Source organism: Promicromonospora sukumoe 327MFSha3.1, assembly GCF_000385135.1.
Classification (GTDB): Bacteria; Actinomycetota; Actinomycetes; order Actinomycetales; family Cellulomonadaceae; genus Promicromonospora; species Promicromonospora sukumoe_B.
On record NZ_ARQM01000014.1, the window covers coordinates 106,426 to 122,134 of the forward strand.

Here is a 15,709-nt window from a genome sequence, read left to right on the forward strand (position 1 = left end):
CGTTGCGGATACGCAACGGCGTGGTCCAAGGGGGCGGGGTGCGGGGATGAGCGGCAGGATCATGCGCGCGATCGGACTGGTCGTGACGGCCGGCCTGGCGCTGTCGGCGTGCACGGGGTCGCCGGAGGATCCCGAGGCATCGGCGTCCTCGGTTGACGACCCGACCCCCGTGGTGTCCGCGAGCCCCTCTCCGACGGAGCCGGCCAAGCCGGAGCGGCCGGAGGCGATGAACCGCAAGGACGCGGAGGGGGCTGCTGCGGCGGCTGAGTACTTCATCGAGCTCTACCCGTATGTGATGGCTACGGGGGATGTCGAGGAATTCGAGGCGATGTCGCATAGGGCGTGCGGGTTTTGCGCGGACGCGTTGGAGCAGGCGGCGAGGATCCAAGACTCCGCTTGGGTGTACACGGGTGGCGAGTCATCGCTCTCCGTGAGCCAGACCTATTTGCGTGACGGGGTTACTGGAATCCTCCCCATTGATGTCGAGATCTCACAGCAGTCCTCCCGAATCGTGGATCGCGGCGGTGAGGAGATCTACTCGGTGGACTCCAAGGCTTTCGATCGTCGGGTTGAGATGGGCCGCAAGGGTGGCGAGTGGGTGGTTGTCACGATTGCACCTGTCCCCAAGGCGGATCAGTGATTCGGGCGACAGCCGTTGTGCTTGCAGTTGCACTGACGGCTCCGCCAAGCGGTCTCGGCGACATCGAGGGGCAAAGTAGCCAGGACACTGTTCGAGTAATAGCTGAACTGCCATCGAATCCGGCGCGCTCTGCTCCCAATGCGGGCCTACGCTCGTCTGAGCGACCAAGGATGCTGCCCGTGCGCCAATGGCGGGTTACTCCCGCCATGTGCTTCCTTCGCGATCTCGGCGGTGCGACCGTCCTTGCCGAGTCCTGCGACGAAGGTCATCAGCTTGCCTACGAAGGCATCGAGTGCGAGGACGACGAGCAGGCCGTCGGCGCCCTCTTCGAGCAGCGCAGGCAATCAGGTGGCTGGTCGAGCGCGGAACTCGTGGAGGACGAGTCCTGCCTGGCCGAACAACGCCGTCAGATTGATCTTCCTGCCGCTGCTGCTCGAGCGTTCCAGGAGATGCAGATCGCTCCGTCGGAAGTGATCGTGCAGCCGCCCGACGGCTGGACGCTCGTCAACGTCGACACCATCGCCTTTACCGATCGGGAACCACGAACAGTCAGCACCGAACTGTTCGGCATCCCGGTAGAGATCCGGGCAGTGCCGACCAGCTATTCCTGGGACTTCGGCGACGGGACATCGCCGCTCAGCACAAGCGAACCGGGTGCGCCGTATCCCGAGCACACGATCGCGCACGCATATGCGAAGCCGGGCACGGCGACCATCTCGCTCACCACCACCTGGGGCGGCCAGTTCCGGCTGGCCGGGGAGCCCACCTGGCGTGACGTGCCGGGTGAGGCGACCACGGCGTCGGCGTCGGGCAGGCTGGAGATCCTGGAGGCACGAGCCCGCCTGGTGGAGGATTTGTACGGCGAGTGAACCGGTGAGTGGGGCTCAAGTGGTCGCGTGTTTGGCGGCCGTGGCTTCGAAGCAGCTGTCGATGTGCGCGGTGAGCTCGAGCGGAAGCGGGAGCTCCGCCGCTTCCTCGGGGGACAAGTCGTCATAGAGGGCGACGGCAACGGGTCCCGCCATGTGGTCGGCCGGTGCGTCGGTGCAGAGCAGGATCCCGACACTAGGGCTGTGGGTATCCGGTAGGCGAAGGAGATCGTCCACCAGCGCGACCGTGTACCGGGTGCGACCGATCAGTGCGGGATTGAAGCGCCCGACGTGTACCTGGACCGCGATGTAGCGCAGCTGGGTCACGTGGAAGAGGAGCAGGTCGACCGTGTAGTCGCGCTCGTCCTCCATCAGGCCCATGTGCCGGTCGGCCACGCAGATGTTGCGTGCCGGCACGGCGAGCTCTTCCTCGAGATGGTCCACGACGATGCCGGTGAAGGTGCGGCGGAGGGACTCGGTGATCTCGTCGATGACGTCCTCGAACCCTTCGGGCCCGGAGGCGGTGCGCCGGAACATGTTCATCGTTCGCCGGTCCGCTGGGTGTGCGTCAGATAGGTCATGACCCAAGCCTGTAGAGGGATTTCAACATCCGCCACCCGAGTTGCGTATACGCAACGAATCGCGAGGAGCGGCCATGGAGGCCCGACAGGGCATGGCGTCCACATGGTTAAGCCTTGCCCTGTGTTGGCGAGATGTTGTGAATTATCACGGAGGCGCCTTGCCGGGAAGACGGATGTAGCGCACCCTTGGCTACGGCCGTGTTCACTGAGTTCTGCCCGAAGTTGAGGGAGTCGCCGATGGTCTCGTCCGCCATCACGCCCAAGCGCACCATCGCCGTCCTCATCGGGGTCGCAGTCATAGCGGTGGCCGCGTTCGCGGTCGTGCGGTCGGGAGTGTTCGAGCCCGAGACGGTTCAGGGCGCGATCCCTGGTCCGGGCTCATCGTCCCCCTCGGCGTCGGTATCCACGAGCCCGTCGGCCACTGCCCCGTCGGCGGAGCCGTCCCCCTCGCCGACGACGCCGGAGCAGATCAAGGCCCAGAACATCGCCGACGCGAAGGCGCGTCTGGAGAAGTACTACGAGACGACGGCCCAGGTTGCGAACAACGGCTACAAGGACTGGGACACGCAGTTGAGGCCTTTCTGGGGGCATCCGGCGCTGAGGTCCTCGCTCAGGGCTGCCTATACGGAGTCTGCCTCCTCTGGCGACTACACGACCGGCGCAGCCTCGGTTGAGTCAATGAACGTAACGCAGTACAAGGACTCGGACGTCGGCAACGAAGAGGTGCATCTCAAGGCGTGCGTTGACTTTGGTGACGTCCAGAACTTCTCGCGAGCCGGTGACGAGATTCCTCGTGCTGCCGGCGCTCCTACCAGATACCAGTTTGATTATGTGATGCGCCACCAAGGGTTGAAGAGTTATTGGACAGTTAACCAGCAGACGCCACACCCGGAGCAGGCATGCTGACCTTGCGGCTGAATCGGTGGGTCGGAAGAGCCCTGGTTGCGTCAATCGCGATGCTGGCCGCCGTGCTCGTTGGTGTGGCGCCAGCACCGATTGCAACGGCAGACGAATGCACCCCTACGACACTTCCCGACGGGGTAGTTATTCCGTGTGAAGGCGGCGGTGGTGGTGATGACGGTGGTGGCGACGATGGAGGAGACACTGGTGGCGGCGGCGGTCCACGAGTCTGCCGCGACCTGGGCGAAGTAGTCCCGTGTAGCAACGAGTACGGTGCATGGGACGGCGATTGCTATGTGCGGAATGCAAGCCCGCAGCCTCCTGCTGGGGACCCGGCATGGGAGGGCCACGAGCCTGGCGACGGAACTGTGCTTGAGTGCACCCCGCCTGCTTGTGCAGAGGCGGGCGGCAACCTTGAGAACTGCGAAGGTCACTCCTATTACTGGTCCGCCAGCCCCGCGGCTCCTGCTGGCCCCTCCGCCGAGGAACTCGCCCAACGAGCAGTAGCTGCGATGAACCTCAGCATGGGCCAGATCGGTTCCACCCCGCCGGCATCGACGGCGAACCAGAACCCCGTGGGCACCATCGGCCTGCCGATCTGGCTGTGGATCGCAAACCCGACGCGGAACACGACCGGGCCGATCGAAGTCACTCGCACCTCGCCCGATGGCGGCCTGAGCGTCACGGCCACCGGCACGCTCGACCGGGTTGAGTGGACCCTGACCGCGGCGAACGGCACCACGGTTGGCGCCATCTCGTGCGACGGAGCCAACGCACCGGGCACACCCTACGACGGTCGAAACAGCGACGAGCCGTCGCCCACCTGTGGTTTCGGGGCCGACCTCAACGGCAGCCCGGGAAACCTGACCCTCACGGGCACGGCCTACTGGGTCGTGGAGTGGCAGAGCAGCGGCGGACAGACGGGTGAGATCCCCTTCACCTCGCGGCCGAACAGCTCGCAGATCCGGATCGGCGAGCTCCAGGCGTTGCTGCGGGACTGAGCCGGCACCGGCGCACCAACAGACGACCGAGGGGCGGACCCAGAAGTGGGTGCGCCCCTCGGTCGTCTCCCGGCGGCGGCTTGACCTATAGCGCGCTATAGGTTGTGTCATGGATCGTGTGCCGCCCTCCCTGACCCCGCAGCTCGACGTCGACGTCCCCGATGAGGGGCTGTCGATCGGTGACGCCGCAGCCACTGTCGGGCTGAGCGTGCAGACCCTGCGCTACTACGAGCGCGAGGGGCTGCTGCTCGACCCGGCTCCGCGCCGGAGCAACGGTCACCGGCGCTTTCATCGCAACGACCTCGACTGGCTGGCCGGTCTGGTGATGCTGCGCGAGACCGGGATGCCGATCGCCCAGGTTCGTGACGTGGCAGCCTTGAGCCGGACTCCGGGAACGGAGCGGGAGCGCCTTGCGGCGTTCGAGGAGCATCGGGAAACCGTCGTCGCGCAGCTGAAGCGGACGCGGGAGCACCTCGCGGCACTGGACACGAAGATCGCCGCGTATCGCGCATACGTGGCCCGTGAGGAAGAGACGATCCATGACGAATGACCACGGGCGAGGGCTCGAACCGATACTGCTCGGAGACGGGCTGCGCGTACCGCCGCTCGGCCTGGGCGCGATGGGGATGAGCGCGTACTACGGCGCGAGCGACGAAGCGGAGTCGATCGCGACGCTGCGGCACGCCGTCGACGTCGGCGTGAACTTCATCGACACCGCCGAGGCTTACGGGCCCTTCGAGAACGAGAAGCTGATCGGGCGCGCGCTCGGCGCACGACGGGACGAGGTGATCCTCGCGACGAAGGCCTCCGCTGAGACCGACGACGACGGCACGATCCACGGCCGCAACGGCACGCCGGAGTACATCCGCAAGGCCGCGCACCGTTCCCTGCGGCACCTCGGCACGGACCACATCGACCTGTACTACCTGCACCGGGTGGACCCGAACGTCCCGATCGAGGAGTCCGTCGGTGCCATGGCCGAGCTGGTCACCGAGGGAAAGGTGCGGCACATCGGGCTGTCCGAGGCCTCCGCCGCGACGATCCGTCGTGCGCACGCCGTCCACCCGCTGGCCGCGGTGCAGTCGGAGTTCTCGCTCTTCGCGCGGGACGTACTGCACAACGACGAGCTGGCGACGATGCGCGAGCTCGGTATCGGGCTCGTGGCCTTCTCACCGCTCGGACGGGGAGTGCTCACCGACAGTGTGACGTCGCTCGACGACCTGGACGCCGACGACGCCCGGCGGACCCTCCCGCGCTTCCAGCCCGAGGCCTTCGCCGCGAACCGCCGACTGGTGGAGCGGGTGGCAGAGATCGCTCGCAGGCACGGGGCGACGCTCGCGCAGGTCGCGCTGGCCTGGGTCATCGCCGAGGGCGTGGTGCCGATCCCCGGCACGCGGCGGCGATCCCGGCTCGACGAGAACGTCGGGGCCGTGGGGCTGACGCTGTCGGAGGCGGATCGGGCGGAACTGGCTGAGGCGCTGCCCGCCGCGGAGGTCGTGGGAACGCGGGACTACGTGGAGGTCGCAGCAGGGATGGACCGGTAGCGCCGGCGGCTACGGCTCGGCACGAGGATCGCGCGTCATCGCGGCGGCATGCCGTTCTCGTGCGATCCTCGTCAGCCGTTGCATATCCGCAACGTCCGAGGTCGAGGGCTTGCTCTGAGCCGAGCCCCGCGCACCGGGTCGACGGATCCTCCACCGGCGAGCCCCCGGATCGTGTGCGGCCGGCGCGGGGTCCAGGATGGACCCCATGGCATCCACCAGCTCGGTCCTCCGCGGCATCGGCCAGGTAGCTCTCGGCGCCGCCCTGCTCACGGCCGGCATCGGCCACCTCACCAAGGCGCGCAAGGAGTTCCAGGCCCAGGTCCCGACCTGGTTCCCTGCCGACCCCGACACCGTCGTGGTCGGGTCCGGGATCGTCGAGATCAGCCTCGGCACCGCGCTCGTGGCCACGTGGAAGCAGCCTGCCCGACGGCGGCTGGGCGCGCTGGTCGCCGCGTTCTTCGTCGCGGTCTTCCCCGGGAACATCGCACAGCTGGTGGAGCGGCGGGACGCGTTCGGCCTGGACACGGACCGGAAGCGGGCGCTGCGCCTGCTGGGCCAGCCGGTCCTGGTCGCGTGGGCGCTCGCCTCGACGCGGGCCCGGTCCGTCCAGGACAAGGGCTGACGTCAGGCGTCCTGGAACATCCCCACGCTGCTCGCGAAGTCGACCAGCTCGAACGTCGAGCCCGTGACGAGAGTGGCCCCTGCCGCCCGGGCGACGTCCGAGACCTGCTCGACGTTCCCGTACAGCACGAACGGGACGTGGGCGTCCGCCGCGCGGACCTTCGTGAGCAGGCGGAGCCCGGCATCCGGCACGTCGACGCCGGACTCGTGCCGGCCCATGTCCGAGATCACCAGGCCGTAGCGGCGTGCGGTGAGCAGGCTCATCGCCTCGTCCGTGGTGCGCGCGGTGTCGACCTCGGCACCCTCGCGCCGCCACGACTCCGCGAGCATCGCGTTGTTCTCGGGGTGGTCGTCGACCCACAGGATCGAGTGGGGAGCCGAACCCGGCAGCGCGCCCTGCGTGTCCGGCCGACCGAAGCCGATCAGCTCGTCGGCCGGACCGGGCTCCTCGTCCTGCACGGCTTCCGGCCCGCCCCAACCGGCCTCCGGCCCGCTCCCCACGCCGCCCGCCCAGCCCCCGGCCGCGCCCACCCCGACGTCGTCCAGCCGCTTGCGCAGTGAAGCCACCTCGTGCTGCAGGTCCGTGATCATGTCGGACTGCTGGTCCGTCGCCTGCTTGAGGTTGAGCCGCTGCCCGCCGATCTCCAGCGTGACGTCGTCGGAGTTTCGCAGTTTCGACAGGAGCTGCCGTCCGAAGACCAGCAGCACGACGATCACGAGCAGGGGCCACAGCAGGCTGGCGACAGCCCCGATCAGGTCAGCAACGGGAGACACGGGATAAAACGTACAGGTCGGACGGCGGTGGGCGTCAGCCCTCCAGCAGCCCCCGGATGTCGTCGGCGCCCAGCGACCCCGCGAACGCCCCGGCGTCGTCGCTCAGCACGGCGTCGAACAGCCGGGCCTTGCGCTCCTTGAGCGCCATCACCTTGTCCTCGATCGTGTTCTCGGAGACGAGCCGGAACACCATCACGTTCGACGTCTGCCCGATGCGGTGCGTCCGGTCGATCGCCTGTGCCTCCGTCGCCGGGTTCCACCACGGGTCGAGCAGGTAGACGTAGTCGGCCTCGGTCAGGTTCAGCCCGAACCCGCCGGCCTTGAGGCTGATCAGGAACACCGGTGCCGTGCCGTCCTTGAACCGGCCGATCACCTCCGGCCGGCGCCGGGTGGAGCCGTCCAGGTACTCGTACGGGATCCCGAGCTCCCGGCACACCTCCGCCGCCTTGGCCAGGAACGACGTGAACTGCGAGAACACCAGCGCGCGGTGCCCCTCGGCGGCCACCTCGGCGAGCTGCTCGGCGAGCAGGTTCAGCTTGGCCGACGCCACGCCCTCGTACTCCGCGTCCACCAGCGAGGCGTCCAGCGCCATGCGGCGCAGCGTGGTCAGCGCGCGGAACACCGCCACGCGGTTCTCGTCGAAGCTGTCCAGCAGACCCAGCAGCCGGGACCGCTCCCGCTGCAGGTGCGTGTCGTAGATCCGGCGGTGTCGGGGGTCCAGGGTCACGCGGAGCACCTGCTCCTGCCGCTCGGGCAGCTCCGGCGCCACCTGGCTCTTGGTCCGGCGCAGCATGAGGGGCTTGATCCGGCGGCGGAGCCGGCCCAGGAGCGGGCCCGAGTCGCCCTCGCCGGCGACGGGCTTGACGTAGTCCTCGCGGAACCTGGTCGCCGACCCGTACAGCCCCGGCGCCACGATCGCGAGCATCGCCCACAGCTCCATGAGGTTGTTCTCCATGGGCGTGCCCGTGATCGCCAGCTTGAACGGCGCCCGCAGCCGGCGGGCCGACTCGTTGGCCCGCGTCTGGTGGTTCTTCGCGAACTGCGCCTCGTCGAGGATCAGCCCGCTCCACCCGACGTCGGCGAACGCGTCGAAGTCCAGCCGGAAGATCGCGTACGAGGTGACGACGACGTCCGCCCCGGCGGCCACGTCCGCCACCGACGTCCCGGCCTTGCGAGCCGTCGTCGGCAGCGTCACCACCTTCAGGTCCGGCGTGAACCGCGCGGCCTCGGCCGCCCAGTTGCTCACCACCGAGGCGGGCGCGACCACGAGGAACGGCGGCGAGCCCGGGGCCGCCTCCTGGCGGGCCTGGGCCACGAAGGCCAGGGTCTGCACGGTCTTGCCCAGCCCCATGTCGTCGGCGAGGATCCCGCCCAGCCCGTGCCGCCACAGGAAGGTCAGCCACTCGAACCCGTGCTGCTGGTACGGCCGCAGCTCCGCCTTCAGGCCCACGGGCGGGGGCAGTGTCTGCGGGCCCTCGGCACCGTCGGCGGTGAGCGCGACCAGCTCGCTCACCGAGTGTCGCCACCGGTCGGACTGCTCGACGAAGTCGGCGACGTCCTCCAGCTCGGCCCAGAGGCTCGCGTTGAAGCGGCTGACCCGGAGCTTGCCCGGCTGGTCCGAGAGCCGCTGCGCCTCCTCGATCAGGGCCCGGAGCTCCGCGAACACCGGCAGGTCCGTGCGCAGCCAGGTGCCGTCGGTGAGCATGAACCGCTTCTGGTTGCGGGCCAGCGCGTCGAACAGCGACCCGAAGGGGATCTCGCGCCCGTTGACCGCCACGGTGACGCCCAGCTCGAACCAGTCCATGTCGCCGCTGTCGGTGGCGCGCATGCTGACGACCGGCGTCGCCTCGAGCCCGCGGTACTCCGGCAGCTCGTCGCTCTCGACCCGGACGTCCGGCAGTGCCCGGAGCGCGGGCAGCGCCGTCGTGACGAGGTCCATCGCCCGCAGCCCGCGATACACCTCGGGCGCCACCCGGAAGTGGCCGAACCCCGGCAGCTCGCGCACCGCGGCCACGGCGCGGCCCAGGGTCGCGGTCTCCGCCGCGAGGTCGCGCAGGTCCGCTCCCGGCTCCAGCGCCGTGGTCAGCGGGTACTCCTTGTCCGACGGCGGGTAGGCCCACCGCCACGTCACGTGCACCTCGGCCGCCGACACCGCCTCGATGGACGCGACGAGCTCCGGCCGGGGCAGGTCCGGCAGGTCGACGCCGGGCTCCGCGCGGACCCGGACCTCACGCCGTAGGAGCGGGAGGTAGTCCGCGAGGAACTCGTCGACGGCGTCGGCCGGGATGGCGACGTCGGACAGGTGCACCGCGGCGCGCTCCTGGTCGGTGAGCGGCGCCGCCGTCGGGCCCAGGGTGATGGTGCGGCCCTGGGACGACTCCTCGACCGCGAACAGGCCGTGGTCGCCGAGCGGTCCGACGGACGTCGCGGCCGTGACCACGCCGTCGAAGGCGACGGTCCGCTCCAGGCGCGCGCCGCCGTCGGGCAGGGAGAGGTCGAGGGAGACAGACGCGTCGTGGGCCAGCCGCACCGACTCCCGACGGGACTTGCCGACCAGCTCGATCCCGAGCTCCGCCGCGTCGGCGAGGTGGTGCCAGAAGGGGCGGGCGAGCACGTCGTCGAGACTGATCCAGTCACCGGTGCTGAGGTAGCCGTAGCCGCGCGGGCTCGTGGCGCGCAGGGCGTCGAGGGTGGTGAACCACTGCCGGACCGCGGGGTCGACCCCGCGGAGGAACCCGTTGCGGATGTAGTTCCACGAGGCGTTGCCGCCCACCCAGGCGCCCCGGTCGTTGCGCTGCACGGGCCGCATCGACAGCGCCAGGTTGTTCGCGGCGGCGGTGCCGTCGATCCGCAGCTGGAGCGCCAGCTCCGGCGCATCGTCGGGCGCCGGCCCGGCCGGCGGTCCCGCGGGCGCGGTGGGCACGAGCTGCTGGACGACCGCCTTCCACTCCGGCACCTGCGGTGCGCGGGTCAGCGACGACGCGGACCGCACCAGCGAGGCCAGCCCGTCCGTCCCGGACTCCAGCAGAGTCGCCGCCACGTGCTTGCAGGCGGACCTGACCGGGCACGTGCAGTCCGAGCCGACGACGACGGGCGGCCCCGGCGGGTCCTCCTGGAACTCGATGGAGCACGAGTAGGTGCTGCGGCCGCTGCCGCGCACCCAGGAGATGAGCAGCATCTCGGCCGGCAGCCACTCCCACGAGATGACCCGGCCCTGCTGCTGGTACTCCTCCCCGCGCTGGTACGCGCCGCTGCCCACCAGCAGCTTGATGGCCGCGGGGTGGATGCGCGGGGCGGGGATCGGCGGGGGCACCCATCCATGGTTCCACGCCGGCCGGCCCGCACCGCCGAGTTATCCACAGCGTGCCGCGCATCACACGGAGTGTCAGTGGCTTCTGGGAGGGTGTCCGCATGAACCCGTTGCCCGACGCCGGCCGCCGGCCCGCCGCGCTCAGCATCATCGCCCTCGCCCTCGCGGCGTGGATGGCGGTGCCGCAGCGCCTGCTCCTTCCCAGGAGCGAGCTCGACCTGGGGTTCACCACGAACAACCTGGTCTACATGGTGGAGAACGCGGCGACGGCCGGGACCGTGCTGCTCGCTCTGGGAGCGGCCGCGCTGCGGGCCCGACGGCTCCTGGTCGCCGCCGTCGTCGTGGTCGGCGCGCACCTGCTGCTCCAGGTCGGCACGGCCGTGGTGCAGCTCGCGTTCGGCGCCCGGCCCGACCTGCTCCTGGGCACCCTGGCCGAGATCTTCGTGCTGGCCGTCGTGGCGACCGGCGTCCTGCTCGCGCTGCTCCTGCGCGATCCCCGGACGGCGCGGCGGGCCGGCCTGGTCGTCGTCCTGGTCGGTGCGGTCATCCACACCCTGTGGACAAGCGTGCTGCTCCCGGTCGTCTCGATGCTGTCGTTCGGGGGTCTGCTGACCGGGATGATCGGATCGCTGCTGCTGAGCGCGGTGCTCGGGCTGCTCGTCGTGGCGGCGGCCGCGCTGTGCGGCTGGGCGGCACCCGTGACGCGGCGGATCGGGGCGCTGCTCGCGGCGGTCGTCGCGGTGCTCGGCCTCCTGGCCGCGGCCGGCTCGTTCGGCGTACTCGGCGCTGGGTACGCGGTGGCGCAGATCCTGCAGGGGCTGCTGATGCTGACTGTCGTGCCGTTCGCCGTCGTCGCGGCCCGGCGCCCTGCGGTGGCCGTTACCCCTGATCCGGCCACCGTCGAGGCTTGAGAGAACTGCTATCTCGCGGAGCTGGCCCGGATTTCTTCCAGCGCCACGACCTCGAGGATCTGCTTGACGATGATCGGACCGACCGACTCCCAGGAGAGCATCTCGGCGATCACCATGTAGGAAAGGTCGTCCCCGGTGAAGCAGCCGCCACGGTGCAGAGCGTTGAGCAGGCGGTGCTTGGGCCAGGTGAGTTCGTCGAGCCGCTCGACCCGCCGCACTGCGGGGTAGAGGCGGCCGACGGGAAGGGGCTTGAGCCGCGTCACTGCGGCGTCTGCCAGGCGTGCGACGCCTACGTCGGTCTTGTTGTCGACCTTACCGACGTACCAGGCGTCGTCTTCGGCCATGACCTCGCGGAACCAGGGAAATACCTCACCCCAGGTTGGCGTCGGGGTGACGGCGGGTGCGTCGGACATGAACGGGAGCCTCCAGTCCCTGTAGGTAACTAGTCTCAATCCTTGCACCGTTCGACCGGCAAAACAGGCATGTTCGCCTCAAAAGACCGGACCTCATCCACAAATTCACCCGCTTACCGGTTGCCGCACCAGCGCAGCCGTGCGAGTGCCGCGGAGACCGAACAGCAGCGCGGCCAGGACGTACCCCAGGGAGAGGGCGACGAAGAGGCCGGGCGACCAGCCGGCGTCCGGCACGAGGAATGCCGCGAGGGCCGCCGCGCCGACGAACGCGGCGTTGTAGAGCACGTCGTAGAACGCGAAGGCACGACCGCGGTACGCGTCCTCGGAGTCGCGCTGCACGATGGTGTCGACGGCGATCTTGGCGCCCTGCGCCGCGAGGCCGAGCAGCCCGGCGGCGGTGACCACGGCGGCGAAGCCGGGCTCGGGCACGAGGATGAGCTGCGACAACCCCGCCACCAGGAGCATCACGGCGATCCAGGACTGCGGGGCCATGCGCCGGGCCAGCACCGCGGTGAGCAGGATCGCGAGCCCGCCGCCCACGCCGGTCGCCGCGATCACCGTGGCGAACATCGCGAGCCCCGCGGTCGGGTCGTCAGGGTCGGCCAGCAGGTTGCGGGACATCAGGATCGACGCGATGAACACGACCCCGTACAGGAAGCGGTGCAGCGCCATGACCAGCAGCGCCTGGCCGGGCGTGCGGCGTGCGGCCAGGTAGCGCGCGCCGTCGACCAGGCCGCGGACGACGTTCGCCAGCTCGTTGCGGATGGAGCCGACGGCGGGCTCCAGCGGACCCAGCAGCGTGCGCGACATCCGCAGCCCCAGCAGCGAGGCGCAGCCCATCACGACGCTCGCGCAGGCCAGCGCCGTGGCGTCGTGGACCCGGCCCGACGGCATCGCGAGGCTCAGCACGAAGCTCAGGCCGCCCCCGAGGAACGCCGCACCCGCGCCGAGCGTCGGCGTCAGCGCGTTGGCCGTGAGCAGCAGGTCGCCCTGGACCACGCGCGGCAGGCCCGCCGAGAGGCCGGCGAGCAGGAAGCGGTTGACGCTCAGGGCCGCGAGGCCCAGCACGTAGATCGCGGGCGTGACGCCCTGCGTGAGCATGAGCACCGCCATCGTGGCGGTGATCAGCACGCGCACCGCGTTGCCGTAGACCAGCACCTGACGCCGCTGCCACCGGTCCAGGAACACGCCGGCGAACGGTCCCACCACGGTGAAGGGCGCCAGCATCAGCGCGAACGCGCCGGCGATCGCGGACGCCGACCCCTGTGACTCCGGGCTGAAGAACAACAGGTTGGCGAGGCCCACCTGGAACATGCCGTCGGCTGCCTGGGACACGAGCCGCACCGCGAACAGCTTCCGGAACCCGGGAAGGCGCAGCAGAGCGCGCAGCTCGGCGAGGACGGTCACACCGTCGAGCCTAGCCGCGCACGCCCTTCGCCACCTGGGCTCGCGCGCGCGGAAGTTCACCTGCGCGACACCCCCGGGCCAGCCCACGGTCCTCCCAGCGACACCGGATCGCGCGACGGTGCCGAGCGTGTCTCCTCACCGCCGCCATGCGGCCTTCATCGCTTCCGGCGCGGTTCTCGCGCTCGGCCTGAGCACGCTTCCGGCGATCGCCGCCAGCCACCACACCCCGACCGGATCGACCGGATCGACTGGATCGTTCGGCACGACCAGCGCGCGCGAGACGTTCCACCGCCTCGCCACCTACCCCGTCTTCGAGAACGTCCCGGCGGGCACCGATCCCGCCGACGCGACCGTCGCCGAGATCTCCGCGGTCAGCGAGGACGGCCGGACCCTCGTCCACACCGACGCCGCCGCCCGGCGCATCGGCTTCGTCGACATCAGCGACCCGGCCGAGCCCAAGGGCCTGGGCACGCTGTCGCTCGCCGAGCTCGGCTCGGAGCACGACGAGCCGACCTCGGTCGCGGTCGTCGGCGACCACGTGCTCGTCGTCGTCGACAGCTCGACGTCGTTCACCGCGCCCTCCGGCCGTCTCGATGTCGTCGACCTCGCGACCCGCACCCTGGTGCGCTCGATCGACCTGGGCGGGCAGCCCGACTCGATCGCCGTCACGCACGACGGCGCCCACGCCGTCATCGCGATGGAGAACCAGCGCGACGAGGACGTGCTGCCCGACACGGGCGAGGGCGAGGAGGGCGACCTCCCGCAGGCGCCCGCCGGGTTCCTGCAGTTCGTCGACCTCCCCGGCACCGACCCCGCGGCCTGGCAGGTACGCCTCGTCGCGCTCGACGAGGCGGCGCTCGCGGCCGCCGGCCTGGACACCCCGCAGGACCCGGAGCCCGAGTACGTCTCGATCAACCCGTCCGACACCAAGGTCGCGGTGACGCTGCAGGAGAACAACGGCGTCGCCGTGCTCGACGTCGTCTCCGGCGAGCTCGAGAACGTGTTCTCGGCGGGCGACGTCGCTCTGGAGGGCGTGGACACCGAGGACGACGGCGCGATCGACCAGACCGGCTCCGTCGAGGCCGCCCCGCGCGAGCCCGACGCGATCGGCTGGATCGACGACGAGCACGTCGCCACGGCGAACGAGGGCGACTGGAAGGGCGGCACGCGCGGCTGGTCGGTCTTCGAGGCCGCGACCGGCGACGTCGTCTGGGACGCGGGCTCCTCGGTCGAGGAGCTCGCCGTCCGCGTCGGCCTGCACAACGAGGACCGCGCCGGCAAGAAGGGCGTGGAGATGGAGGGCCTCGCCGTCGCGACCCTCGACGGAGTCCGCTACGCGTTCGTCGGCTCCGAGCGGTCCAACTTCGTGGCCGTCTACGACGTCTCCCGCCCGGCGAAGCCGCGGTTCGTGCAGGTGCTGGCCACGACGAACGGTCCGGAGGGGATCCTGCCGGTCCCGTCGCGGAACCTGCTCGTCGTCTCCTCGGAGGAGGACGCGGCCGAGGACGGCGTCCGCGCGTCGGTCTCGGTGTTCGGCAAGGGGCAGCGGTACGCCCGCTCGGCCGGTACGGCTCTGCTCGATGCCGCGGCTTTGCGGGGCTCGCAAGCTCACTCCTCAGCCGCGGCCTTCCCGTCGATCGTCTCGGCCGACGCCCGCACCTCCGCGGGAACGAAGAAGCCGATCGGCTGGACCGCGCTCGGCGCGCTCTCGGCCGACCCGGCCAAGCGTGACCGCCTGTGGACCGTGACCGACGCCGCGAAGTCGCCGACGTCGATCCTCTCCGTCTCGACCGCCGGCACGCGCGGCTCGAAGAACGGCCCCGCGGTGATCGACCGCGAGATCGTCGTGACCGAGGACGGCGAGCCGGTCGGCCTGGACGCCGAGGGCATCTGGGCGCGTCCGTCGGTCCGCGGCACGGCGGGCGGGTTCTGGCTCGGCGTCGAGGGCGCGACCGGTCCGGAGAACGCGCTGGTGCGCGTCTCGGCGTCGGGCCGCGTGCAGGAGCGCGTCAGCCTGCCCGACGACGTCGCCGCAGGCCTCGGCAAGTGGGGCATCGAGGGCGTGGCCGGCACCGTGGACCGCGACGGCGAGCACCTGTTCGTCGCGCTCCAGCGGGGCCTGACCAGCGACGACGGCGTGGGCGGCTACGCCCGCATCGGCCGGTACGACGTCGCGACGGGGGAGTGGACCTGGTTCGGCTACGAGCTGTCCCGGCCCACCGCCGACGGCGACTGGGTCGGCCTGTCCGAGATCACCGTCGTGGACCGCGACACCCTCGCCGTGATCGAGCGGGACAAGCTCAACGGCCCGGCGGCGAAGCTCAAGGCCGTGTACACGGTGGACCTGCCGAAGCGGGACCCGCGTCCGGGCACCGTCCCGGTGCTGCGCAAGAAGCTCGCGATCGACGTGCTGCCCGCGCTTCGTGCCACGAACGGCTGGACGCAGGAGAAGCTCGAGGGCCTCACCATCGGCGGCGACGGCCGGGTGTACGCGATCACCGACAACGACGGCGTGCAGGACGCGACCGGCGAGACGGTGTTCCTGGACCTGGGCAGCGCCCGCAAGATCTTCCGCTGAGTGCTGCCGTCGCTGGTCGAGCTTGTCGAGACCTGGTGAGGTCTCGACAAGCTCGACCAGCGGGGTGAGGTCTCGACAAGCTCGACCAGCGGGGTGGGGTCTCGACAAGCTCGACCAGCGGGGTGGGGTCTCGACAGGCTCGACCAACGAAGGTCTCGACCAG

The 15,709-nt window shown here is 70.4% G+C and carries 14 protein-coding genes; 9 read left to right on the forward strand and 5 right to left on the reverse strand.

Annotated elements, in window-relative coordinates; genetic code table 11:
* Positions 1–46 precede the first annotated feature (46 nt).
* Complete coding sequence (locus tag H291_RS32905) at positions 47–640, forward strand: DUF6318 family protein (RefSeq protein WP_020017369.1); 594 nt, start codon at positions 47–49, stop codon at positions 638–640.
* A gap of 179 nt (positions 641–819) precedes the next feature.
* A complete protein-coding gene (locus tag H291_RS32910) occupies positions 820–1,509 on the forward strand; it encodes a PKD domain-containing protein (protein ID WP_157237273.1) in 690 nt (229 codons plus the stop codon).
* Between the two features lie 15 nt (positions 1,510–1,524).
* Here the strand turns inward: H291_RS32910 and H291_RS31360 are convergent, their stop codons facing one another.
* Positions 1,525–2,043: a PDDEXK nuclease domain-containing protein gene (locus H291_RS31360; protein ID WP_020017371.1), complete on the reverse strand. Its 519-nt coding sequence runs from the start codon at positions 2,041–2,043 to the stop codon at positions 1,525–1,527.
* 242 nt (positions 2,044–2,285) lie between these two features.
* Between H291_RS31360 and H291_RS0122960 the strand changes: the two genes are divergently transcribed.
* The 5 genes from H291_RS0122960 (at position 2,286) to H291_RS0122985 (ending at position 6,154) form a co-directional block, all read left to right on the forward strand.
* On the forward strand, positions 2,286–2,993 hold the full coding sequence (locus tag H291_RS0122960; RefSeq protein WP_020017372.1) for a hypothetical protein: 708 nt from the start codon (positions 2,286–2,288) through the stop codon (positions 2,991–2,993).
* A gap of 506 nt (positions 2,994–3,499) precedes the next feature.
* On the forward strand, positions 3,500–3,988 hold the full coding sequence (locus H291_RS0122970; protein WP_020017374.1) for a hypothetical protein: 489 nt from the start codon (positions 3,500–3,502) through the stop codon (positions 3,986–3,988).
* 109 nt (positions 3,989–4,097) lie between these two features.
* On the forward strand, positions 4,098–4,538 hold the full coding sequence (locus H291_RS31365) for a MerR family transcriptional regulator (RefSeq protein WP_033327766.1): 441 nt from the start codon (positions 4,098–4,100) through the stop codon (positions 4,536–4,538).
* A complete protein-coding gene (locus H291_RS31370; protein WP_033327768.1) occupies positions 4,528–5,532 on the forward strand; it encodes an aldo/keto reductase in 1,005 nt (334 codons plus the stop codon). The genes H291_RS31365 and H291_RS31370 overlap by 11 nt, the downstream gene beginning before the upstream one ends.
* Before the next feature lie 205 nt (positions 5,533–5,737).
* Entirely contained in the window at positions 5,738–6,154 is a 417-nt protein-coding gene (locus tag H291_RS0122985) for a DoxX family protein (protein WP_020017377.1), read from the forward strand.
* A gap of 2 nt (positions 6,155–6,156) precedes the next feature.
* Here H291_RS0122985 and H291_RS0122990 read toward each other — a convergent pair whose 3' ends face one another.
* Entirely contained in the window at positions 6,157–6,927 is a 771-nt protein-coding gene (locus tag H291_RS0122990) for a response regulator (RefSeq protein ID WP_020017378.1), read from the reverse strand.
* 34 nt (positions 6,928–6,961) lie between these two features.
* Positions 6,962–10,240, reverse strand: a complete 3,279-nt coding sequence (locus H291_RS0122995; RefSeq protein WP_020017379.1) for a DEAD/DEAH box helicase — start codon at positions 10,238–10,240, stop codon at positions 6,962–6,964.
* 98 nt (positions 10,241–10,338) lie between these two features.
* On the opposite strand from H291_RS0122995, the gene H291_RS0123000 reads away from it, so the two are divergent.
* Positions 10,339–11,148 carry a hypothetical protein gene (locus H291_RS0123000; protein ID WP_020017380.1) on the forward strand — a complete coding sequence of 270 codons (810 nt, stop codon included), beginning with the start codon at positions 10,339–10,341 and terminating at the stop codon, positions 11,146–11,148.
* Between the two features lie 8 nt (positions 11,149–11,156).
* Here the strand turns inward: H291_RS0123000 and H291_RS0123005 are convergent, their stop codons facing one another.
* Entirely contained in the window at positions 11,157–11,561 is a 405-nt protein-coding gene (locus tag H291_RS0123005) for a hypothetical protein (protein ID WP_157237274.1), read from the reverse strand.
* Between the two features lie 105 nt (positions 11,562–11,666).
* Positions 11,667–12,968, reverse strand: a complete 1,302-nt coding sequence (locus H291_RS0123010) for a hypothetical protein (protein ID WP_020017382.1) — start codon at positions 12,966–12,968, stop codon at positions 11,667–11,669.
* Positions 12,969–13,095: 127 nt separating this feature from the next.
* Here H291_RS0123010 and H291_RS0123015 point away from each other — a divergent pair, with 127 nt between their 5' ends.
* Positions 13,096–15,546, forward strand: a complete 2,451-nt coding sequence (locus H291_RS0123015; protein WP_232216148.1) for an esterase-like activity of phytase family protein — start codon at positions 13,096–13,098, stop codon at positions 15,544–15,546.
* Positions 15,547–15,709 lie beyond the last annotated feature (163 nt).